This window comes from Singulisphaera rosea (genome assembly GCF_054877945.1).
This window is the reverse complement of the sequence record NZ_JBTYIP020000019.1, coordinates 153425-171945: the sequence shown is the minus strand read 5'-3', so window position 1 is coordinate 171945 and position 18521 is coordinate 153425. Positions and strand designations below refer to the sequence as shown.

The window sequence follows — 18521 nt, the reverse complement described above, 5'->3', positions numbered from 1 at the left end:
TTCCCACACCGTATCGCAGACTTCCGAGCGGCATGACGAAGGCGTAAACTGAACAAGGCTCAAGGCTGTGACACCGGACTATGTTTACTGGACGGGGGACAGATGGAACCAGCAATTTGCTTCCAAAGGCTGCTGATCACGGTCGTGATCGGATCCTGCTTTGGAGTGACACCGTCGCTCGCTCAGACCCCGAAATCCAAACAGGCGGCGGAAACGTCCGAGAAGCCTCCCGAGGACGGTAAGCAACTTCCGAAGGTCTCGGTGCTTCGGCTCGAGTTGAGTCGGCCGGAACCAGGTCCGCAGGACAACCAGGCTGCCATGATGCGTCGGATGCGCCGCTTCAATGGTTTCAACTCCACGCCTCAGGAAGGCACGACCCTCACGCTGCTGATCGAGGAACCGGAGGCGTGGCTCCTTGGGCTGGATGCCAAGAAAAGTAAGATCACCAAATTCACCGACAGCAGGGACACGGACCTGACGCTGGAGAAGCCGGCTGGAGAAGTGCGGCAAATCCCGGGGTTCCCCCAGCAGGGGCCTGAAAACTGTACGCTCACGAGCGAGATCGACCCTTCCGGCCACTTTGGGACGCTCACCATTCACTCCCCCCATCTCCCGGCGACCGGTTCGGCTCGGCTCCTACTCGAGGCCGACCTGGTCCTGAAACTCGGCCACGGGCAACGGACCATTGAGCAAAAGAACGTCAAAACGAAGGGTGACGTGATCACGGTCGGACCGTCGCCGCTCGTCATCATGGGTATGAATCCCGAGGAGGGGAACGGGCAGCCGGAAGGGACGCGGATCATGATTTTTCACGACGGTCCGATCGCCCGCGAGGTGCAGAAATTTGCCTTCTTCGGTAGCGGCGGCAACGAAATCAAGTCGAGCGGTTCGGGTAGCGGCTCGAGCAATACCATTGAACACCTGCAGTTTGTCCTCCCCCAGAAAGTCGAGACCTGCACCGTCCAGCTCACCGTGCCCAAGGTCGTCGAGACGGTGACCCTTTCCATCTCGATTGATACGGTGACCGGGTTTTCGCATGGTGCACGTCGCCGCATCATGAAATCCTCCGAGCCGGAATGAGATCACTCTGGAGCGAATACGGCGATTCGTCGGTCTTCCTGGATCGGGATTCCCGTGAGTTGATCTCACCCTCCTGCCCTATCCTGTAGAAGAATTCCCGCTCGCCAAGGATCAAGCTTGCCTTTTCGGGTAGGTCGCTCAGTTTCTTCCGACAAGCCATGAAGTCCTGGCTGAATAACGAGCGGAGTCGGGCGAACGTCTTCCATGAGAACCGAAAAACCTGCCTTGGCCCGACGACCCGACCTGGATGCCCTGCGGGCCGGCGCCATGTTGCTGGGGATTGTCCTCCACGCTTCCCTCTCATTTTTCCCATCGTACTGGATGGTCACGGATACTCGGCAGAATGATATTTTTGGTATCGTCTTCTCGGCCATCCACGGTTTTCGGATGCCGCTGTTCTTCGTGATGAGCGGCTACTTCAGCGCGATGCTGCTCCGCCGGCGAGGCCGCGGCGCGCTGATCAAGCACCGATTCCACCGGGTGTTCCTCCCGCTGATGGTGGGGCTGTTCACGATCGTCCCGCTCACGTTGGGGATCTCCACCCTCGCGATCACCTCCGCCCCGCGGAAGGCCGGCGGCACGGCCCCGGCGGCGAGTGCGTCGACGATCTGGGCGGCCGCGCGAGACGGTGATCTGGACGCCATGGAGCGGCACTTGAAGCGCGGTGTCGCTGTGGACGCCATCGACCCCGATCATGGCGGCACACCCATGATGTGGGCCGCGATCGCCGGTCGCGCGGAGGCCGTCCAGCGACTGATCGATCGAGGCGCGGACGTGAACGCCGCAGGCGGTGACGGCGGGACGGCCTTGCACGCTGCAGCCTTCCTGGGTCACCAGAAGACGGTCGATGTGCTCATCCGCAACGACGCGAATCTCAACGTGGCGAACAAGGACGGCAGCACGCCCCTCGATACGGCGGTCCTCGACGAGGGGACGACACGCTACTTCGCCTCCGTGCTCCAGCTCGACCTCGACGAGAACGGCCTTGGCCGCCGCAAGGCTGCGATCGCCGAAACCCTGCGCCAACACGGAGCGACCGCAGGGAGGAATTCCGGACTCGCGAACATCCTCATGCAGATCCCCCTCTTCAACCACCTCTGGTTCCTGTGGTTCCTCTGGTGGCTGGTCGTGGGATACGCGACCGTCTCGGCGATCGGCTCACGACTCCCCTCTGTGCGCCTGCCCTCATGGCTGGTCCTCTCGCCGGCCCGCTACCTCTGGCTGACCCCGCTGACGATGATCCCCCAGTGGTTCATGGGCGACGGCGGCTCTACACCGATCTTCGGGCCCGACACCTCGACCGGTCCCCTGCCCATCCCGCACGTGTTCGCGTACTACGCGATCTTCTTCGGCTTCGGCACGCTCGACTTCAAGTTTGACGACGGTTCCGTTCGGATCGGCCGGCGCTGGTGGCTGCCTCTCGCGATCGGGCTCCTCGTGATCCTGCCTCTCGGCCTTGCCCTCCTCGGCGGTTGGTCCGGCCCCGCGAGCTTTACGATGTCGCCTCTCTCACGCCGAGTGCTCTCCGTCCTCGTGCAGGCCGCCTACCCCTGGTTCATCACCTTCGGCCTGATGAGCCTCTTTCGCCGATACTGTCCCGCCGATAATGCCTCAATGCGGTACCTCTCCGACTCCGCCTACTGGCTCTACCTCGCCCATCTGCCGCTGATCATCGCAGCCCAACTCGCCGTGAAGGACTGGCCGATCCCGGCTCTTGCCAAGTTCTTGCTCATCGTCACGGTCGTGACCTCTTTCCTGTTGTGGACATACCAGACCCTGGTGCGCTACACGTGGCTGGGTCGATTCCTGAACGGGCCGCGCGCCCGGCCTGTGCGAGCTGGTACGCCCGCAATCGTCGCGTGAAACTGTCCCACGCCGGTGCCGCGAAGGCGAGCGACAGGTCTGCCGTGAAGCTCATCGCCCTGTTCGCCGATTGCCTGGCGTGCCGAGGCCAAGAGCTTGTCCCCGGCGCTGATTTCCCTGACCGTTGCCTGGCGTGCCGAGGGCAGGGGTTCGTGCTCACGCCCGAGGGTCGGACGATCCTGACGCTTTGGAAACTGGCGGAGGGAGCGCCTAACTCATTAAGGATTAAGTGCCGAAGTCCTGTCAATGAATAGATAGTGCTGATCGTCCGCTAAATATGGTCGTGCGTCAGGGCAATTGGGGTTGTCTAAGTGATCGCGCCGCCCTAAATTTCGTGCCACGGAACCTGTTCTTCTCACCTCATCTGTTGAGCGGCAAGTACGGAAAGGATTCCTATGCGTAGAATCGCCCGACAATTTAGCATCGACCGGATCGCGATTGCGTTGATGTTCCTGACGGTGGTGTCGGCGGCCCACGCCGAGCCCATCACGTACAACTTTTCCGGGACCACCGAGCGGTTCGACGATATCATGGGTGGTTTCGCCGACATCCCAGGGGGCACGCCGTTCTCGGGGTCGTTCACCTATGATCCGCAGATCCCCCTGATCGACAAGACACCCCTGATTGCAATCTTTGGCGACACGGGCGACGACCCGACCACGAAGGACTACGGCTCTCCCCTGTTGGGCCCGCCACTCCCGGGCCACGTTCTGAACGCAACGATGAACGTCGGTGGCCTGCCATCGTTCGCGATCGGGAGCCCGGTCGGGGGGGTGATCAGCATCAGGAACGACCAAATGTTCGGATGGCCCACGCCGCTTCCCTCCGACACCTTCATCCTCAGCGTCGGCGATCCGAACGGGAACTGGGTTGAGGTCAAGCTCGCAGATCCAACGGGCCAGGCGCTGGCCAGCACCGCATTGCCTTCGACCCTCGACCTCGCGAAGTTCAGCCAGGCCTCCGTCGAATACAAATCGGCCGCTGGGCTTGTCGCCGGGGATATCACCAGCCTGGTGCCCGTGAACGCCCCTGAGCCGTCCGTCTTCGCCATCCTCGCGTTGGGCGCCCTGGGTATGGTCTTTAGGCGTCATAAGATCCGAGGCAGAAATCCGAGCCAATGACGAAGCGAGGCGAAGGCGTCGGGATGAACGTCTGCGGCGTTCATCTATTTCGAGTCGCTGCCCTCCGCTTCGTTGGGTGTCCTGTCTCAACGCTCTCAGCGATGCCCACGAATCCGGATCCAAGCATGCGTCACCGACCATAGCCGCGAACGGCTACCAATTCCTGACCAATCACTCCCAGCGACGACGCCGATGACCAATCGCGAAAGGGAACAGCGTAAACCAGACCAGGAGTCCGGTGATCTGGCCGGTAATTGGATCGTATCTTGTAAATCGCGAATTTTGAAAGATGTCGGCCGGGCTGTCCCGGCTTCGTAGTAGGATGGAGGGCGACTCGTCGGGCAAATCCCCACCGCCCGCGGAACAACCACCGGAATCCGTCGGCGCCGCATCTTTATCCGGTCGCGAGGGGGAACGGTGGCGAAATTCCGAGAACTCCTGAAGGCGTTGCTGGTCGAGAAGTTCGACAAGACCGCGGATGAGGTCGATGCTCTGATCGAGCGGCATGGGAAAATCGTGGACAGGGGCGTGTCCGGAGGACGGGCCGCGCTGAACAATACGGCGATGGCAATCATCGCCAGTGAGGACGGTGAGGAAGAAGGGTGAGGATCAAGGAGCATAAACCCGGCATGAATATCCCCTTGCCCGCCCCAACTGGTTGCGCTACCATCCGCCCATATCCACCATAGGTAGCGGATGGCCGAGGTCTACGAAACCCCAGGGCCGGCGCACATAAACGTGAGGCCTGTAAGGTTTATGAGGCCTAGCGCGATGCGCCTCGGCTCGATATCCTGGATTCGGTCAATGAGCTTGGGTCGCCGCGACTCCCATCTTGGCTAGGGCGTCCCAATCCCACCGAACTCAGGACGTTTCCTGTGCCAACGCTCGTCGATGTCGGCTCCATCGGCTCCTACTTCGAATCGCTCTCCGACCCTCGCCACACGCGCAATCGCAAACACCGGCTCGCCGATATCGCCGTCATCGCGATCTGGGGGATCATCTGCGGGTGCGATGGCCCCACCGGCATCCACCGACATCCCTCAACTCCTGAAGGCGATCGAGGTGGAAGACACGATCATCACGATCGACGCGATGGGCTGCCAGTAGGACATCGTCGAACAGATCGTCACGGGTAATGGCGATTGCGTGATCGCGGTGAAGAACAATCAGCCGAAGTTGATGGAAGCGATCCAGACCTTCTTCTGCGATCATTTGGAACGCGACCTTGCGGGCCTGCGGTATCGGTGCCACGAGACCCGCGACGCGGGGTATGGCCGCATCGACGAATGTTCCTATTATCTCACGAAAGTCCCGCGTGATTTTGCGGTCGGGAAGGGAGACTGTAGCAAGGAAGGTGTGTACTCTTGCCGTCTCTCAGGGAACCTGGTCTGCTGGGTAAATCACGTCTTCACTCGTGGGAGGATCGCCGATGCCCCCCGGAGAGTACACTGCCGACCCCACCGCGGGTCCGCACCCAGCAGTCGCTCAAAGGTCGACTGGCCTTGGACCTCCAGCGGGATCAGCAAGTCGGCAGTCGTCAAGCAATCTCGGAGGTCTTGCACGAGGCCCGCAACCGGCGAGGATAACACACCTTCCTTGATACCGTCTCTTTCTTTTTCTACCTATAGTCCATTTATGACTTGGTCGTTATCGGGACGCCTCTCCTTATGATCTCCACTGCCGGCGGCTTACTTTTGAGGTGGTTCGTCGACCTCCGGAGCAGAGTGACCTCCCCTCGGCCTGCCCAGGATTTCGACTCGTGGTCCCGTTTTCTCGACTCAGGTGGGTCTCGACCACGCCCGGCCTTTTGAGCATCGTGTCACCAATCCGTTTCGAGCCCGAGGAAGCATCGCGGCCGTTCTGCCGTGACCCTCTCGGGCTTTTCCTCCGCCCTTGGCGATAGACGGCGCGAGTGACCTCGGCGTCGGGCCCCTCTTCGCCAGCATCACCTAGTCCTTTCCCGATCTCGCCTGGACGACACTCGCCCCTGGTTCGCTTTCGGCGGCATCCACGAGGACAAACTCGAACGCGTCCTCAAAGCTGTCGCCACCCGGGTCGCGGTCTACTCCGCCATCGTCCGCGCGGAACGCCCCGGGGCCGTCGCCAAACTCCGCGGCCCGCTCGAGGCCCAAGCGAGACTCAAGGCCCGGCGTTATCGCCAATTCTTCAGGACTTACCCGGGCGTCCGCAGATTTGAGGCGTGCAAACACGGTCGACTAGGCAAAATAGGAAGACCCGGCATTGAATTCGGCGCCCGACGTGTTAACCTTGTCAACAACGGGGCCCGGACACCATCCCTATCGCCTTCGCGTCGAGAGATTCCCGATATCCGATCGAAGACTCGACCGGCGTCGATGTCTCGACCTGGCAGGGCATCTCGAGTCGCGATCCTGATTTCGTGCCGATGGTCGAATGTTCCCTGGAAGCGGAGCGACTCTGGATCGCGACTATGAATGTCGCGGGAAGCCTCGAGACTGGGGCGTGAGCCGCGTAGGCGATCTCGCACGGTTTCATGCTGTGACCGTCCACTGAGTTTCCTCGGCTGACGAGCCATCACCATGAGCGGCGAAACGGGTCACGAAGACGATACGCTGATCGAGATGTTTCGGGCCGAGGTGGAGACGCATGCCGAGACGCTGAGCTCGGCGCTCCTCGCGCTCGAGCGTAACCCCGGCGACACCTCGCGGATCGACGAGATGATGCGGGCGGCCCACTCGATCAAGGGTGCCTCGCGCGTGGTCGGCGTCGACCCCTCCGTCAGCGTGGCCCACGTCATGGAAGACTGCTTCGTCGCCGCCCAGCAGGGCAAGCTCTCGCTCACTGCAAGGGATGTGGACGTCCTCCTCCGCGGCGTGGACCTGCTCGGGAGGATTTCGTCGGCGACGAAGGATCCCAACCTCGACCTGAACCAGGAGTTCGGCGGACTCGTCGATGCGCAGGTCGCCGAACTCCATGGCGTGCTTAGCGGTCGTCCCAGTCCGGTCGAGACGGCCCCAGCCCACGTCGCAAGGCCTGACGCATCTTCCTCGATCGGCGAGTCCCCACATCAGCCTGTGTCGACTACGGTCGAAGCCGGCCTTCCCGCTCCCGAGGTCCCCGACATCACGATCACGTTTCCGGCGTACCTGGACTCGGCCGCCTCGGAAGAACTCCGCCAGCAGCTCCTCGCCGCGATCGACTCCCCGTCTCGAACGATTTGCTTAGACCTCCACTCAACCCGGGATCTCGACGCCGACGGGCTGGCGTTCCTCGCGGCCGTCCCACCGTACCTCGCCAGGTCCGGTCACCCCGCCCCCGAATTGTCGAGGGTCTCCCCCGAGCTTGCGACGGTCCTTCGCGTCACCGGTCTGGCCGGATCGTTCGGGGGCCGACGGGAGTCGGCATGGGGGGCCGAATGACAATGGACTCCCGCGCCGACGAGTTCGTGACCCAGGCCCGAGATCATCTGACGCTGCTTGAACAGATCTTGCTCTCGCTCGAGAAGCCGGCCGATCCGGCGGGGGGTCGCGAACAGATCGACCTCTGCTTGCGCCTCGTGCATTCGCTCAAGGGCGACGCCGGCTTCCTCGGGTTCTCGGCGATCCGGATCCTGGCCAACGCGATGGAGAACGTCTTCGAGGCTCTCCGGCACTCGAAGACCACGCCGCCGCCCATGGCCATCGAGCGCCTCTTCGAGGCATGCGATCGTCTCTCGGCGCTCGTCGACGACCTCGACGGCAGCCAGGCCGTCGACCTCCGCGATATCCTCGAACCGCTCGAGCAATGGGAGCGTGCGATCCTCCAGGCCCCCCTTGCCCTCGAGTTCGACCTGCGCGAAGTCAGCCGGCAACGCTCCGGGCGGCTCGCCGGATTCTTCGCCGCCCTCAAGGGCCTGGGTGCCGTCGTCGACCCGTCGATCACCCTCTCGACGACCGACCTCTCACTCGGCATCCCGCAGGGACCGATCCGCTTCCAGGCCCCGCTCGTCTCGTTGTTGACTCCGGAAGTGGTCCGCCAGACACTCGGCTCGCTTTCAGGCGAATCGGTGGGCGAACCTCCTCCCAATGCCTGGCCCTTCTCTGTCGATCTCGGGGTTTGGGCCCGGTCGAGTCGACGACCCCTCGGCAGCCTTCTCGCCGACCTCGCTCGGCTCGGAGATCTCGAAGGGCCTCGCCTCGAGTGGCCGGAACACGACCTGTCGGCCGGCCTCCCCGAAGGCCCCGTGGTCCTGTCCGGACTTCTGCGGACGAACCTCGGCTTGAAAGAGCTCGAAGATCAGCTCCAACTCCCGATCCCAAGCCTACCTCCGCTGCCCTCGCAGGAGCCGATCGAGCCTCGGCCGGTCGAGGCCCCTCGTCCGTCGTCCGCTCCGGTCCCCTTGGTCCACTCGGCGGGAAGTCCAGCCCGCCCGGTTTTGCCGGAGGCCGACAAGGCGGCCTCCTTGCGGATCAGCGTTGACCTGCTCGACCGCCTGATGACGCTGATCGGCGAGCTAACTCTGATCCGCAACCAATCCGTCCTGGCCCTCGAGCAGGAAGACGGTCCGCTCCGGCCGATCATGCAGCGTCTCGACGCGGTCACCTCGGCGCTCCAGGAGACCGTCCTGCGGACGAGGATGCAGCCGATCGGCAACCTCTTCGGCCGGTTCCCTCGAGTGGTCCGGGACCTCGGTCGACAGCTCGGGAAACAGGTGGAGATCACGATCGTCGGTCGGGACGTGGAGCTCGACAAGACCATCCTCGAGCAGCTCTCCGACCCGCTCACCCACCTGGTCCGCAACAGCGTCGACCACGGGATCGAGCGGCCCGACGACCGCCTTGCAAAGGGGAAGCCCGAGACCGGGCAGATCACCCTGACGGCCACCCACGAAGAGGGGCAGGTTCGGATCGAGATCCGCGACGACGGCCGGGGGATCGACCCCCTGGCCGTGCGCGCGAAGGCCCTGGCGATGCGGCTCAGGACCGAATCCGAGCTCGACCGGATGTCCCCTCGAGAGTTGCTCGGCTTGATCCTCCTGCCCGGTTTCTCGACCGCCTCGCAGGTGACGGAGGTCTCCGGCCGAGGCGTCGGGATGGACGTGGTGAAGACGAACATCGAGCAGCTCGAGGGCTCGCTCGTGATCGACTCCGCCCTCGGGTTCGGCACGGCCATGATCCTGCGGATGCCCCTGACGCTCGCGATCATCCCCTGCCTGATCGTCACCGTGAACGGCGACCGATTCGCGATTCCCCAGCGCGAGCTCGAGGAGGCCGTCTGTCTCCATCCGGGATTGCCCGGCCGGATCGAGCGGGCCTACGACACCGAGGTCTTCCGTCTCCGAGATCGCCTCTTGCCGATCGTGCGCCTCCGAGACGTCCTGGCCGGTCACGACCCTCGCTCCGATCGTACGAAAGTTGGACCACTCGCCGAGGGACCGAGTGACGCCGGCCCCGCTCGGATCGAGTACATCCTGGTCCTGCGCGTGCTGGGTGGTCGCTTCGGGCTCGTCGTCGACGACGTGAAGGAAACCGAAGAAATCGTCGTCAAGCCGCTGCACGCCTCGATCAAGCGGGTGGGCCTCTTCGCCGGTGCGACGATCATGGGAGACGGCCGAGTCGCCCTGATCGCCGACGTCGCGGGGATCGTCGAACACGCTCGCCCGAGCTTCGACGCGATCGCCGTGTCCGCGAACAAACTCGGAGACTCGCGGCAGGCCGCCCAGGAACACCGAGTCCTCCTGTTCGAATCCGGCCCCCTCGAGCAGTTCGCGCTCCCGCTGCTCCAGATCCGCCGCATCGAGATGGTCGACCGAGGCCGCATCGAGCGGGTCGGGGCTTATGAGTACATCAACATCGACGGCATCTCGATGCGGATCCTCCGGCTCGAGACGGTCCTGGACGTCTCCGCCCCGGAGGGGGATGCGGCCGGGCCGGGTTCGCAGGTCTCGCTCATCCTGCCGAAGTTCGGCCGCCCGGCGATGGCGATCCTCGTCTCTCGGATCGTCGACACCGAGTCGTTGGCCGTCGACCTGCAAAGCCACCCGGAGCAAGCCCAAGGGATCCTCGGGTCGGCGATCGTGCGGGGCCGCCTGACCCTCTTCCTCGACATCCACCGACTCTCGCAACAACTGTTCGGCATCGCCTCGGCGGCCACCGAGACGCCGAAACCCTCGGCAACGAAGCGGCCGAAGCGGTTGCTCCTGATCGACGACACGCCGTTCTTCCGCGAGGTCGTCAAACGTTACCTGGCCGCGGAGGGTCACGAGATCGACACGGCCATCCATGGCGAGGACGCCCTTGCAAAGCTCTCGACCGACGCGGCGTTCGACCTGATCGTCTCGGACGTCGAGATGCCGGTGATGGACGGCTGGGACTTCGCCCGCGAGGCGAGGCGGCGGGGGATCAAGACCCCGATGCTCGCCCTGACCTCGCTCAGCGGCTTTCCTTATGAAATCAAGGCCAAGGAATGCGGCTTCGACAGCTACGAGGTCAAGTTGGACCACGACCGTTTGGTGCGTAAGGTGAGCAACCTGCTCGTCTCGCAGGACATGCTCAAGTGACGAGGCCTCTCATGGAAACGCCACGCCTGTTCTGCACGTTCCGCGTGGACGACCGCCTCTTCGGCGTCGACATCCTCGACGTCAAGGAGGTCACGGCCGAGACGAACTACACGCGCGTGGCGCACGCGCCCGACGAAGTCCTGGGGCTCGTGAACATCCGGGGGCACATCTACCTCGCCCTCGACCTGCGACGTCTGATCGGCTTGCCCGCCTCGACCGTCACGGACGAGAGCCGGATGGTGCTGTTCAAGCCCTGCGTCGGAAATGCCTTCGGCGTGCTCGTCGATCGGATTTCCGAGATCGAGTCGGTCAGCCCGGACCGAATCGACGCCTTCACCAAAGCGAACGACGAGGCCGCGGCCGGGCAGGCGCGTCGCACCGACCTCGTCAATGCCGTGTGCAAGCTGGATGGAGAGTTGCTCGTCATCCTGGACGCCCGGCGATTCCTCGCCGTCGTCGAGCAGAAGTTGGCCGCGACCGTCTAACCCATCCTGATTCGATCGACCTTCTTTCGCGGATAACTCTCGTGAAGAACCTCAAGCTCGCCCACAAGATGCTCGTGCTGACGGTCATCCTGATGACCTCGATACTGGTCGTCGCCATCGTCGCCGTTAATCGTCTGGAGCGGGTGAACTCCCAGAACCGCAACCTCGTGGATCGGACGATCCTCAAGAGCAAGCTAACGTCCCAACTCCAGGTCCACATCCTCGACACGATCCGCGCCCAGAAGAACTCGATCCTCTCGCCGGACGACGAGCGGTCGAAGGAGTTCGCGGCCCTGTCGCGGGCGAGCCTGTCACAGGCCCACACCGTCTTCGACCGGCTCAGCGGGCTAATCCTCCAGGACCACGTCGAGGCGCAGGCCGTCGCCGTCGGGGCGCTCAATGACGCTCTCGTCGCGTACGAGAAGGTCAACGAGGAAGTCCTGAACCTCTCGGTGCAGAACACGAACGTCAAGGCGAGGAAGCAACTCGCCGGCGACGTCCGGCGCCAGGCGAATATCCTCGCCGCCTACTTCCAGAAATGGTTCGCGGCGGTCGCGTCCAAGAATCCCCCCAACGCGGCGGAGCTCGCCCGCCTCGATGCGGTCTACAAGCTCCACACCGCACTCCTGGAGCTGATCCCGAGCGCGGCCAAGCACATCGAGGCGTCCGACGAAGATGAGATGAGCGCCCTCGAGAAGAAGATGGCGGAGATCCAGGAGCAGCTCCAGAATGGACTCGCGGCCGCATCCGGCGGCGACCCGACCACCCAGGTCGAGCCCCTCGCCGCGCTTGGAGACCTGAGAACGGCACTGGCCGGGTTGATCAAACTCTCGAGAACCAACTCGAATAATCGATCGGTTGCGATCACGCTCACCGGCTCCAAGGTCACGGCCGACGATTGCGGCAAGCGGATCGACGAGATCGACGAATTACTCACGAACGAAGCGAAAGCGGGCCGCGACCTCAGCGAGGCCACGTATCAGAGCGGGATCTGGGGCATCCTGTCGGTGACGATCGCCGGTGTCATCCTCGGTGGCCTCTTGGCCGCCCTCATGACGCGGTCGATCACCCGGCCGGTCTCCGAACTCCGCAACCTCGCCCAGGCGATGGCCCTGGGCGACCTGCGACAACGGGTCCCGCTCCACCAACGGGACGAGGTCGGCCAGCTCTCCGACGCGACCAATGCCCTGGCCAACTCCCTCTCTCAGGTCGTCAACGAGATCCAGAAGGTCTCCGACGAGCTCGCCGGTTCCGCCGACGGCCTCTCCGGCGTATCGAACCAGCTCCTCTCGCAGAGCGAACAAGCCTCGCTCAAGGCGACCAGCGTCGCCAGCGCCGCGGAGGAGCTCTCGACGAACATCAGCACGATGGCCGCCGCCGCCGAGGAGATGAGCGTCAACGTCGCGTCGATCAGCTCCGCCAGCGAGCAGATGAGCATCAACGTCGGCACGATCTCCTCGGCCGCCGAGCAGACCTCGACCAACGTCGGCGTCGTCTCCGTCGCCGTCGGCGAGATCTCGAACTCGTTCGCGGACGTCCTCAAGGACGTCCGCGAAGGCTCCACCATCGCCGGCGACGCGAGCCGAATGGCGGACTCGGCCACCCAGACGATCCAGCTCCTCAACCGCTCGGGCGTCGAGATCAGCAAGGTTACGGAGACGATCAAGATGATCGCGCTTCAGACCAACCTCCTGGCCCTGAACGCCACGATCGAGGCCACCTCGGCCGGCGAGGCGGGCAAGGGGTTCGCCGTCGTCGCCCACGAGATCAAGGAGCTCGCCAACCAGAGCGCCAAGGCTGCCGAGGACATCGCGAAGAAGATCGAGGGCGTCCAGAACAACACTCGGCAAGCGGTCGAGGTAATCCAGAACGTCTCGCAAATTATTAAGGACATCAACGCGTCTGCCGGTAGAATCACGATGTCGGTGGAGAAACAGACGCGGGCCGCGACGATGATCTCCCAGAATGTGGGCGAGGCGAACAAGGGGGTCGGAGACATCGCCAGGTCGATCGCCGAGGTGGCCAAGGCCGCGGGAGACATGTCCCGGAACGTGGCCGAGACCGCCCGGGGGGCGACCGACGTCTCCCGCAACGTCGCCGAGGCGGCCAAGGCCGCCGGGGGCATCTCCTCCGACATCCACGGCGTCAGCGACGCCTCCCGGTCGACCAACAAGTCGGCCACGATGGTGAACAATTCCGCCGACCTCCTCGACCAGATCGGTAAGGAACTCCGCACACTGGTCGGCCGATTCAAGCTGAGCACGGAAGACGCGACTGCCCCATGAGCCTCGAACCGCTGCGTGTCCTGATCGTCGACGACTCCCGGATCTTCCGGGGCGCCCTGCAAGACGCGCTTGAGGGGCGACAGGACATCCGAGTCGTCGGCTCGGTCTGGAGCGGCGAGAAGGCCCTCGAGTTCATCTGCCAATCCCCGATTGACCTGGTCACCCTCGACGTGAACATGCCCGGGCAGGGGGGCTTGCAGACGCTCACCGACATCCAGGCGATCAACGCGTCGCGGACCAACCAGCCACCCATCGGCGTCCTCCTCGTCAGCGCCCTGACCGACCGCGGCGCGGCGATCACGGTCGAAGGCCTCCAGCGCGGGGCCTTCGACTTCATCCGCAAGCCCGACGGGCCGGACGAACGGTCCAATGCCGTCCTCCTCCAGCAGCAGCTTTTCGAGAAGATCGACCTCTTCGCCCAGCGGAGGAACCGACCTCCCCAGACGCCGCAAGCGGTCCAGGCAACACCCTCACCAACGGCTTCGATCCCGATCGTTGCCCCGGGCCGATTCCGGGCGGTCGCGATCGGGTCATCGACGGGCGGCCCCCCTGCCCTCGCCGGACTCCTCCCGATCCTGACCCAGCGGACGTCTCTCCCCATCTTCATCGTCCAGCACCTCCCTTCGGGGATGTCGAGGTTTTTCGCTGAGAGCCTGGCAAGGAAGTGCGAGTCTCGGGTGGTCGAGGCCACCCACGGCGAGGATGTTCGGCCTTCGACGGTCTACATCGCGCCGGCGGGCCAGCACATGGTCATCCGTCTCCAGGACTCTCGGCATATTGTGGCCCTCAACAATCAGCCTCCCGAGAACGGCTGCCGCCCTTCGGTCGACGTCCTGTTCCGTTCGCTGGCGATGGCCTACCCTCCATCGATCCTCGCGATCATCCTCACGGGGATGGGGACCGATGGCGCGAAAGGCCTGGGTCCCCTCAAGCGCAAGGGGGCCTACGTGATCGCCCAGGACGAGGCCACCAGCGTTGTCTGGGGGATGCCCGGCGCCGCGGCCGCGACGAACTTCGTCAATGCGATCCTCCCGCTGGAACGGATCGGCCCGGCCGTCGCCTCGCTCCTCGGGCCGGGTACGCCGCCATGAACCTGAGCCCCACCGCATTCCAGGAGATCCGCAAGGTCGTCCACGACCTCTGCGGCATCGTCATCACTGCCGACAAAGAATATCTGATCAAATCTCGATTCGAGCCCATCCTGATCGCCAACGGCCTCCCTTCCTATGAGCTCTTCCTCCAGCGGTTGAAACAGCCCGGCAGCCTCATCCTCCAGGAACAGGCCGTCGAGGCGATCACGACCAAGGAGACGTCGTTCAACCGCGATGGCCACCCGTTCGACGAGCTCCGTCGTACAATCTTCCCCGCCCTCGCGCAAAGACACGTCGAACGCCGCTCCCGAGATCGTCCATCCCCGAGCAAACTACGTCTCTGGTGCTCCGCCGCCGCCACCGGCCAGGAGGTCTACAGCGTCGCGATGGCGTTGACCGACGTCGTCAACTCGCGGAGGATCCCCGGCCTCTCTCTCGACGACGTCTCGATCCTCGCCACGGATATCTCCAGCAACGCCCTCGCCGTGGCCAGGGCGGGTCGGTACTCCACCACCGAGCTCGGCCGAGGACTGACCCGAGAGCAGCGCGACCGTTTTTTCCACCAGGAGGACGAGACCTGGGTCGCCGGAGCCTCTCTCCGCCACCTCGTGGACTTCCGTCGCCTGAACCTCGTCCGCCCTCTACCCGAGCTCGGCACGTTCGACCTGATCCTCTGTCGCAACCTGCTGATCTACTTCGACGAGACGACCCGCCGCCGGCTCTGCAACGCCCTCTACTCGGCCCTCAATCCCCAGGGCCTCCTGATCGTTGGCGCGGCGGAGAGCCTCTATGGGGTGAGCGACGCATTCGTCCTCGAACGATCGGGCAATACCGTCTACTACCGAAAGCCGTGACTCATCGCCTTCGTTCGCAGCCTCCTCGCCTCGGTCCACGGGAGTGCTCTGATGAAACACCTGGCCGACGACCTCGAGCAGCTCGACGGATTCCCCTCCAACGCGATCAACGTCTACCTCGTCGGCGACATCCTCATCGACGCCGGCACCCGGTTCGATCGCGGTCGAATCCTCCGCCAGCTCCGAGGACGGCCACTTCGGGCCCATGCCTTGACCCATGCCCATCCCGACCACCAGGGTGCGAGCCACGCCGTCTGCGAGACGTTCGACATCCCCCTCTGGTGCGGCGAACGCGACGCCGACGCCGCCGAATCCCCCGACCTGATCATCGCCCGCCTCCCCGACCACTGGCTCAACCGGACCATCGGCGCCCTCGCCTCCGGCCCTGGCCACCCTGTCTCCCGCCGCCTCCGCTCGGGCGATGACGTCGGCGGCTTCCAGGTCCTCGAGACCCCCGGCCACACCTCGGGCCACATCGCCTTCTGGCGCCCCACCGACCGCGTCCTCATCCTCGGCGACGTCCTGGCCAACACCATCCCCTGCACCAACATCCCTTCCCTGAGAGAGCCTCCCCGAATCTTTACCCCCGACCCCCTCCTCAACCGCCAATCCGCCCGCTCCCTCGCTCGCCTCGAGCCCACGCTCATCTGCTTCGGCCACGGCCCTCCCCTGCGCGACACCGACGAATTCTTGAAGTTCGTGAACTCACTCCCAAATCCTTGAGGAACCGCCTCATTCCCCGATCTGGTCTAACGTCTTCTCCTGAAACTGCTTCCACCCCGATTGCCCGTCCTGGAATCTCGAAACAGCTCCCACCCAACTTCTTTTCGAGACCTCGTCCAATGGTCTTGCAGGGATCCGGATGAGATCGTAGGATGTCGCAAGGTGAGCACGGCAGTGGTCGCTCATCTCACTCCTTTGGGGATTGGTGTAACGGTAGCACGGCTGACTCTGGATCAGTTAGTCTAGGTTCGAATCCTAGATCCCCAGCTCCTCACCCCACAACGACTTACGACAAACCGGCTCGACCCGCTCCTCCCCTCAGTGCACCCTTCGTGCACCGCATCGGAGGCCCCTTATGCGAGTCCCCAAGCCCTGGTTCCGCGAGCAGACCCAGAGCTGGTACGTCAAGATCGACGGCGTCCAGCATCCCCTGGGCAAGGACAAGAAGGAAGCCGACAAGAAGTTCCACCGCCTGATGGCGTCCGAGGGGCTGTCGCGCCCCATGAAGGGCCTCTCCCTCGCCGGGCTCGTCGAGCAATTCCTCGCCGATTCCGCCAACGACGTGACCCCGAAGACGGCGGCCTGGTATCGATATTTCCTCGACGACTTCTCCGGTCGCTACCCCAAGCTCGCCCCGCCCGACATCGCGCCCCGGCACGTCCGGGCCTGGCTGAACGCCGAGCGGAAGAAGTCCTGGGGGCCGAGCTCCCAGCGCTCCGCCGTCACGGTGCTGAAGCGGCTCCTCAATTGGGCGACCGAGAACCGGCTCATCGCCGCCAACCCGATCGAGGATTACGAGAAGCCCGCGGCCACCGTCCGGGAGCGGGTGCTCAGCGAGGCCGAGCGCGACCGGATCCTCGCCTGGTATCCCGAGGGCGACCCGTTCCGCGACCTGCTCACGGCGATGACCGAGTCGGGGATCCGGCCCGGCGAGGCGATCAAGGTGACCGCCGCCGACGTCGACTTCGAGCTCGGCGTCTGGGTCATCAAGGGCAAGACGACCCGCCGGACGGGGAAGGACCGGGTGGTGTACATGAACACCACCCTGATCGAGGTGACGCGCCGCTTGGCGGCGAAGAACCCGTCCGGGCCGATCTTCCGCTACGAAGACGGCAACCCGTGGACCCTCCAGGCGATCAACTGCCGGTTTCGCCGGAAGAAGGTCCGCAAGTCGGACCGGCTGGACGGCAACGTCACGGCGTATGTCTATCGCCATTCCTTCGCGACGGACGCACTGGAGAAGGGCGTGCCGGACGCCACGGTTGCCGAGCTCATGGGGCACTCCGGGACGGCGATCCTGCACAAGCACTACTCCAAGCTCAGGGAGAAGCGCGAGCACCTGAGAAAGGCCGCCGAGCAGGCGACGAAACGCCTCCCGTAGTAGGCCGAAATCAAACGGGCGGCCGCATCCCTGCGCCGCCCTATTCACCCCGCCTCAGCGCAACGGGTCGATTCGATGAACCTGGCGAAGTCCTCCTCGGCGATGCGGATCGCGCCCCGTTTCCCCGCCCGGCCGATCCGGCGATGGGGGACCCGGCCTTCCGCGACGAGAACATAGGCGAGGCTCAGGCTGATCTCCGCCCGCTCGGCGAATTCCTTAACAGTCACACTCCACCCTCCTCCCTCCCCGCCGCTCCCTCGGCGTATCCTCGCGTCGTGCTGTCCGGTCGATCTCCACTCGATCACGCCGACTTCGATCTCGCGAACGTCCCGAACCCGAGAGAGTCCGCCCATCGGCGGAACAGACCGGGACTTTCGGGCTCCTCCCGGCCGGCGACCGGATTCCAGCGATTGCTGGCCGAGGTCGCCCTCGACCACGTCGGGCTGATCCTCGGCCTGGAGATGAGCCGCCTGGCCCGCTCCAACCGGGACTGGCACCAGCTCCTGGAGCTCTGTGCCCGCTTCCGCGTGCTGCTGGCCGACGCCGAGGCGGTCTACGACCCGGCCGATCACAACGACAGGCTCCTACTCGGCCTGCACGGCATGATGAGCGAGGCGGAGCTTCATGTCCTCAAGGAACGCATGTATCAGGGCAAGCTCAACAAGGCCCGCCGCGGGGCGTTGATGGGCCTGCCCCCGCTCGGCTACGTCCGGCTCGCCACGGGCGAGTGGGCCATCGACCCCGACGAGAGGGTGCAGGCCACCGTCCGGCTGATCTTCGATCGATTCGATCGGGAGACGACCTTGCACGGCCTGCTCTGCTACCTGGTCCGTCACGGGATCCGCATCCCGGTCCGGTCCAATTCCGGCCCGAACCGAGGCGAGCTCGAATGGCGGCGACCGAACCGGACGACGCTCTCGAACCTGATGCATCACCCGAGCTACGCCGGGGCCTACCGATTCGGCCACCGGCCGGTCGACCCGCGGCATAAGCAGCCGGGCCGGCCGGCCACCGGCAAGAAGGTTCGCCGGCCTGAGGACTGCCTGGTGCTGATCCGCGACCGGCTGCCGGCGTACATCACCTGGGATCGGTTCCGGGCCAATCAGGAGCGGCTCGAGGCC

The 18521-nt window shown here is 64.4% G+C and carries 13 protein-coding genes, 1 tRNA gene and 2 pseudogenes; 15 read left to right on the top strand and 1 reads right to left on the bottom strand.

The features are described 5' to 3' along the window. The first annotated feature begins 318 nt into the window (after window positions 1-318). The 14 genes and pseudogenes from ACYOEI_RS27140 to ACYOEI_RS27075 all read left to right on the top strand — a co-directional run bounded on the left by ACYOEI_RS27140 (window position 319) and on the right by ACYOEI_RS27075 (window position 17400). Complete coding sequence (locus tag ACYOEI_RS27140) at window positions 319-1080, top strand: hypothetical protein (RefSeq protein WP_462852777.1); 762 nt, start codon at window positions 319-321, stop codon at window positions 1078-1080. A 204-nt stretch (window positions 1081-1284) separates the two neighbouring features. Then, window positions 1285-2943, top strand: a complete 1659-nt coding sequence (locus tag ACYOEI_RS27135) for an ankyrin repeat domain-containing protein (RefSeq protein ID WP_462852776.1) — start codon at window positions 1285-1287, stop codon at window positions 2941-2943. 395 nt (window positions 2944-3338) lie between these two features. Then, window positions 3339-4064 (top strand): PEP-CTERM sorting domain-containing protein, encoded by a 726-nt coding sequence (locus ACYOEI_RS27130; protein WP_462852775.1) that lies wholly within the window; start codon window positions 3339-3341, stop codon window positions 4062-4064. A 417-nt stretch (window positions 4065-4481) separates the two neighbouring features. Beyond that, a complete protein-coding gene (locus ACYOEI_RS27125) occupies window positions 4482-4670 on the top strand; it encodes a hypothetical protein (RefSeq protein ID WP_462852774.1) in 189 nt (62 codons plus the stop codon). Window positions 4671-4939: 269 nt separating this feature from the next. Beyond that, a pseudogene (locus ACYOEI_RS27120) lies at window positions 4940-5041 on the top strand (hypothetical protein); the annotation flags it as partial. A gap of 1581 nt (window positions 5042-6622) precedes the next feature. Then, window positions 6623-7462 (top strand): STAS domain-containing protein, encoded by an 840-nt coding sequence (locus tag ACYOEI_RS27115; protein ID WP_462852773.1) that lies wholly within the window; start codon window positions 6623-6625, stop codon window positions 7460-7462. Continuing rightward, on the top strand, window positions 7459-10581 hold the full coding sequence (locus ACYOEI_RS27110) for a hybrid sensor histidine kinase/response regulator (protein ID WP_462852772.1): 3123 nt from the start codon (window positions 7459-7461) through the stop codon (window positions 10579-10581). Before ACYOEI_RS27115 ends, ACYOEI_RS27110 begins: the two co-directional genes overlap by 4 nt. Window positions 10582-10592: 11 nt before the next feature. Next, window positions 10593-11066, top strand: a complete 474-nt coding sequence (locus ACYOEI_RS27105; RefSeq protein ID WP_462852771.1) for a chemotaxis protein CheW — start codon at window positions 10593-10595, stop codon at window positions 11064-11066. Window positions 11067-11107: 41 nt separating this feature from the next. Next, window positions 11108-13351: a HAMP domain-containing methyl-accepting chemotaxis protein gene (locus ACYOEI_RS27100; RefSeq protein ID WP_462852770.1), complete on the top strand. Its 2244-nt coding sequence runs from the start codon at window positions 11108-11110 to the stop codon at window positions 13349-13351. After that, window positions 13348-14442 carry a chemotaxis-specific protein-glutamate methyltransferase CheB gene (cheB, locus tag ACYOEI_RS27095; protein ID WP_462852769.1) on the top strand — a complete coding sequence of 365 codons (1095 nt, stop codon included), beginning with the start codon at window positions 13348-13350 and terminating at the stop codon, window positions 14440-14442. The genes ACYOEI_RS27100 and cheB overlap by 4 nt, the downstream gene beginning before the upstream one ends. Then, on the top strand, window positions 14439-15296 hold the full coding sequence (locus ACYOEI_RS27090; RefSeq protein ID WP_462852768.1) for a CheR family methyltransferase: 858 nt from the start codon (window positions 14439-14441) through the stop codon (window positions 15294-15296). The genes cheB and ACYOEI_RS27090 overlap by 4 nt, the downstream gene beginning before the upstream one ends. 51 nt (window positions 15297-15347) lie before the next feature. Next, a complete protein-coding gene (locus tag ACYOEI_RS27085; RefSeq protein WP_462852767.1) occupies window positions 15348-16019 on the top strand; it encodes an MBL fold metallo-hydrolase in 672 nt (223 codons plus the stop codon). A gap of 196 nt (window positions 16020-16215) precedes the next feature. Then, window positions 16216-16286, top strand: a tRNA-Gln gene (locus tag ACYOEI_RS27080). A gap of 88 nt (window positions 16287-16374) precedes the next feature. Next, a complete protein-coding gene (locus ACYOEI_RS27075) occupies window positions 16375-17400 on the top strand; it encodes a tyrosine-type recombinase/integrase (RefSeq protein WP_462852766.1) in 1026 nt (341 codons plus the stop codon). Window positions 17401-17444: 44 nt separating this feature from the next. Here ACYOEI_RS27075 and ACYOEI_RS27070 read toward each other — a convergent pair whose 3' ends face one another. After that, entirely contained in the window at window positions 17445-17627 is a 183-nt protein-coding gene (locus ACYOEI_RS27070; protein WP_462852765.1) for a helix-turn-helix domain-containing protein, read from the bottom strand. Between ACYOEI_RS27070 and ACYOEI_RS27065 the strand changes: the two are divergent. Further along, window positions 17544-18461 (top strand): annotated as a pseudogene (locus tag ACYOEI_RS27065) (recombinase family protein); the annotation flags it as partial. The gene ACYOEI_RS27070 and the pseudogene ACYOEI_RS27065 sit on opposite strands and share 84 nt — an antisense overlap. Between the last annotated feature and the right edge of the window lie 60 nt (window positions 18462-18521).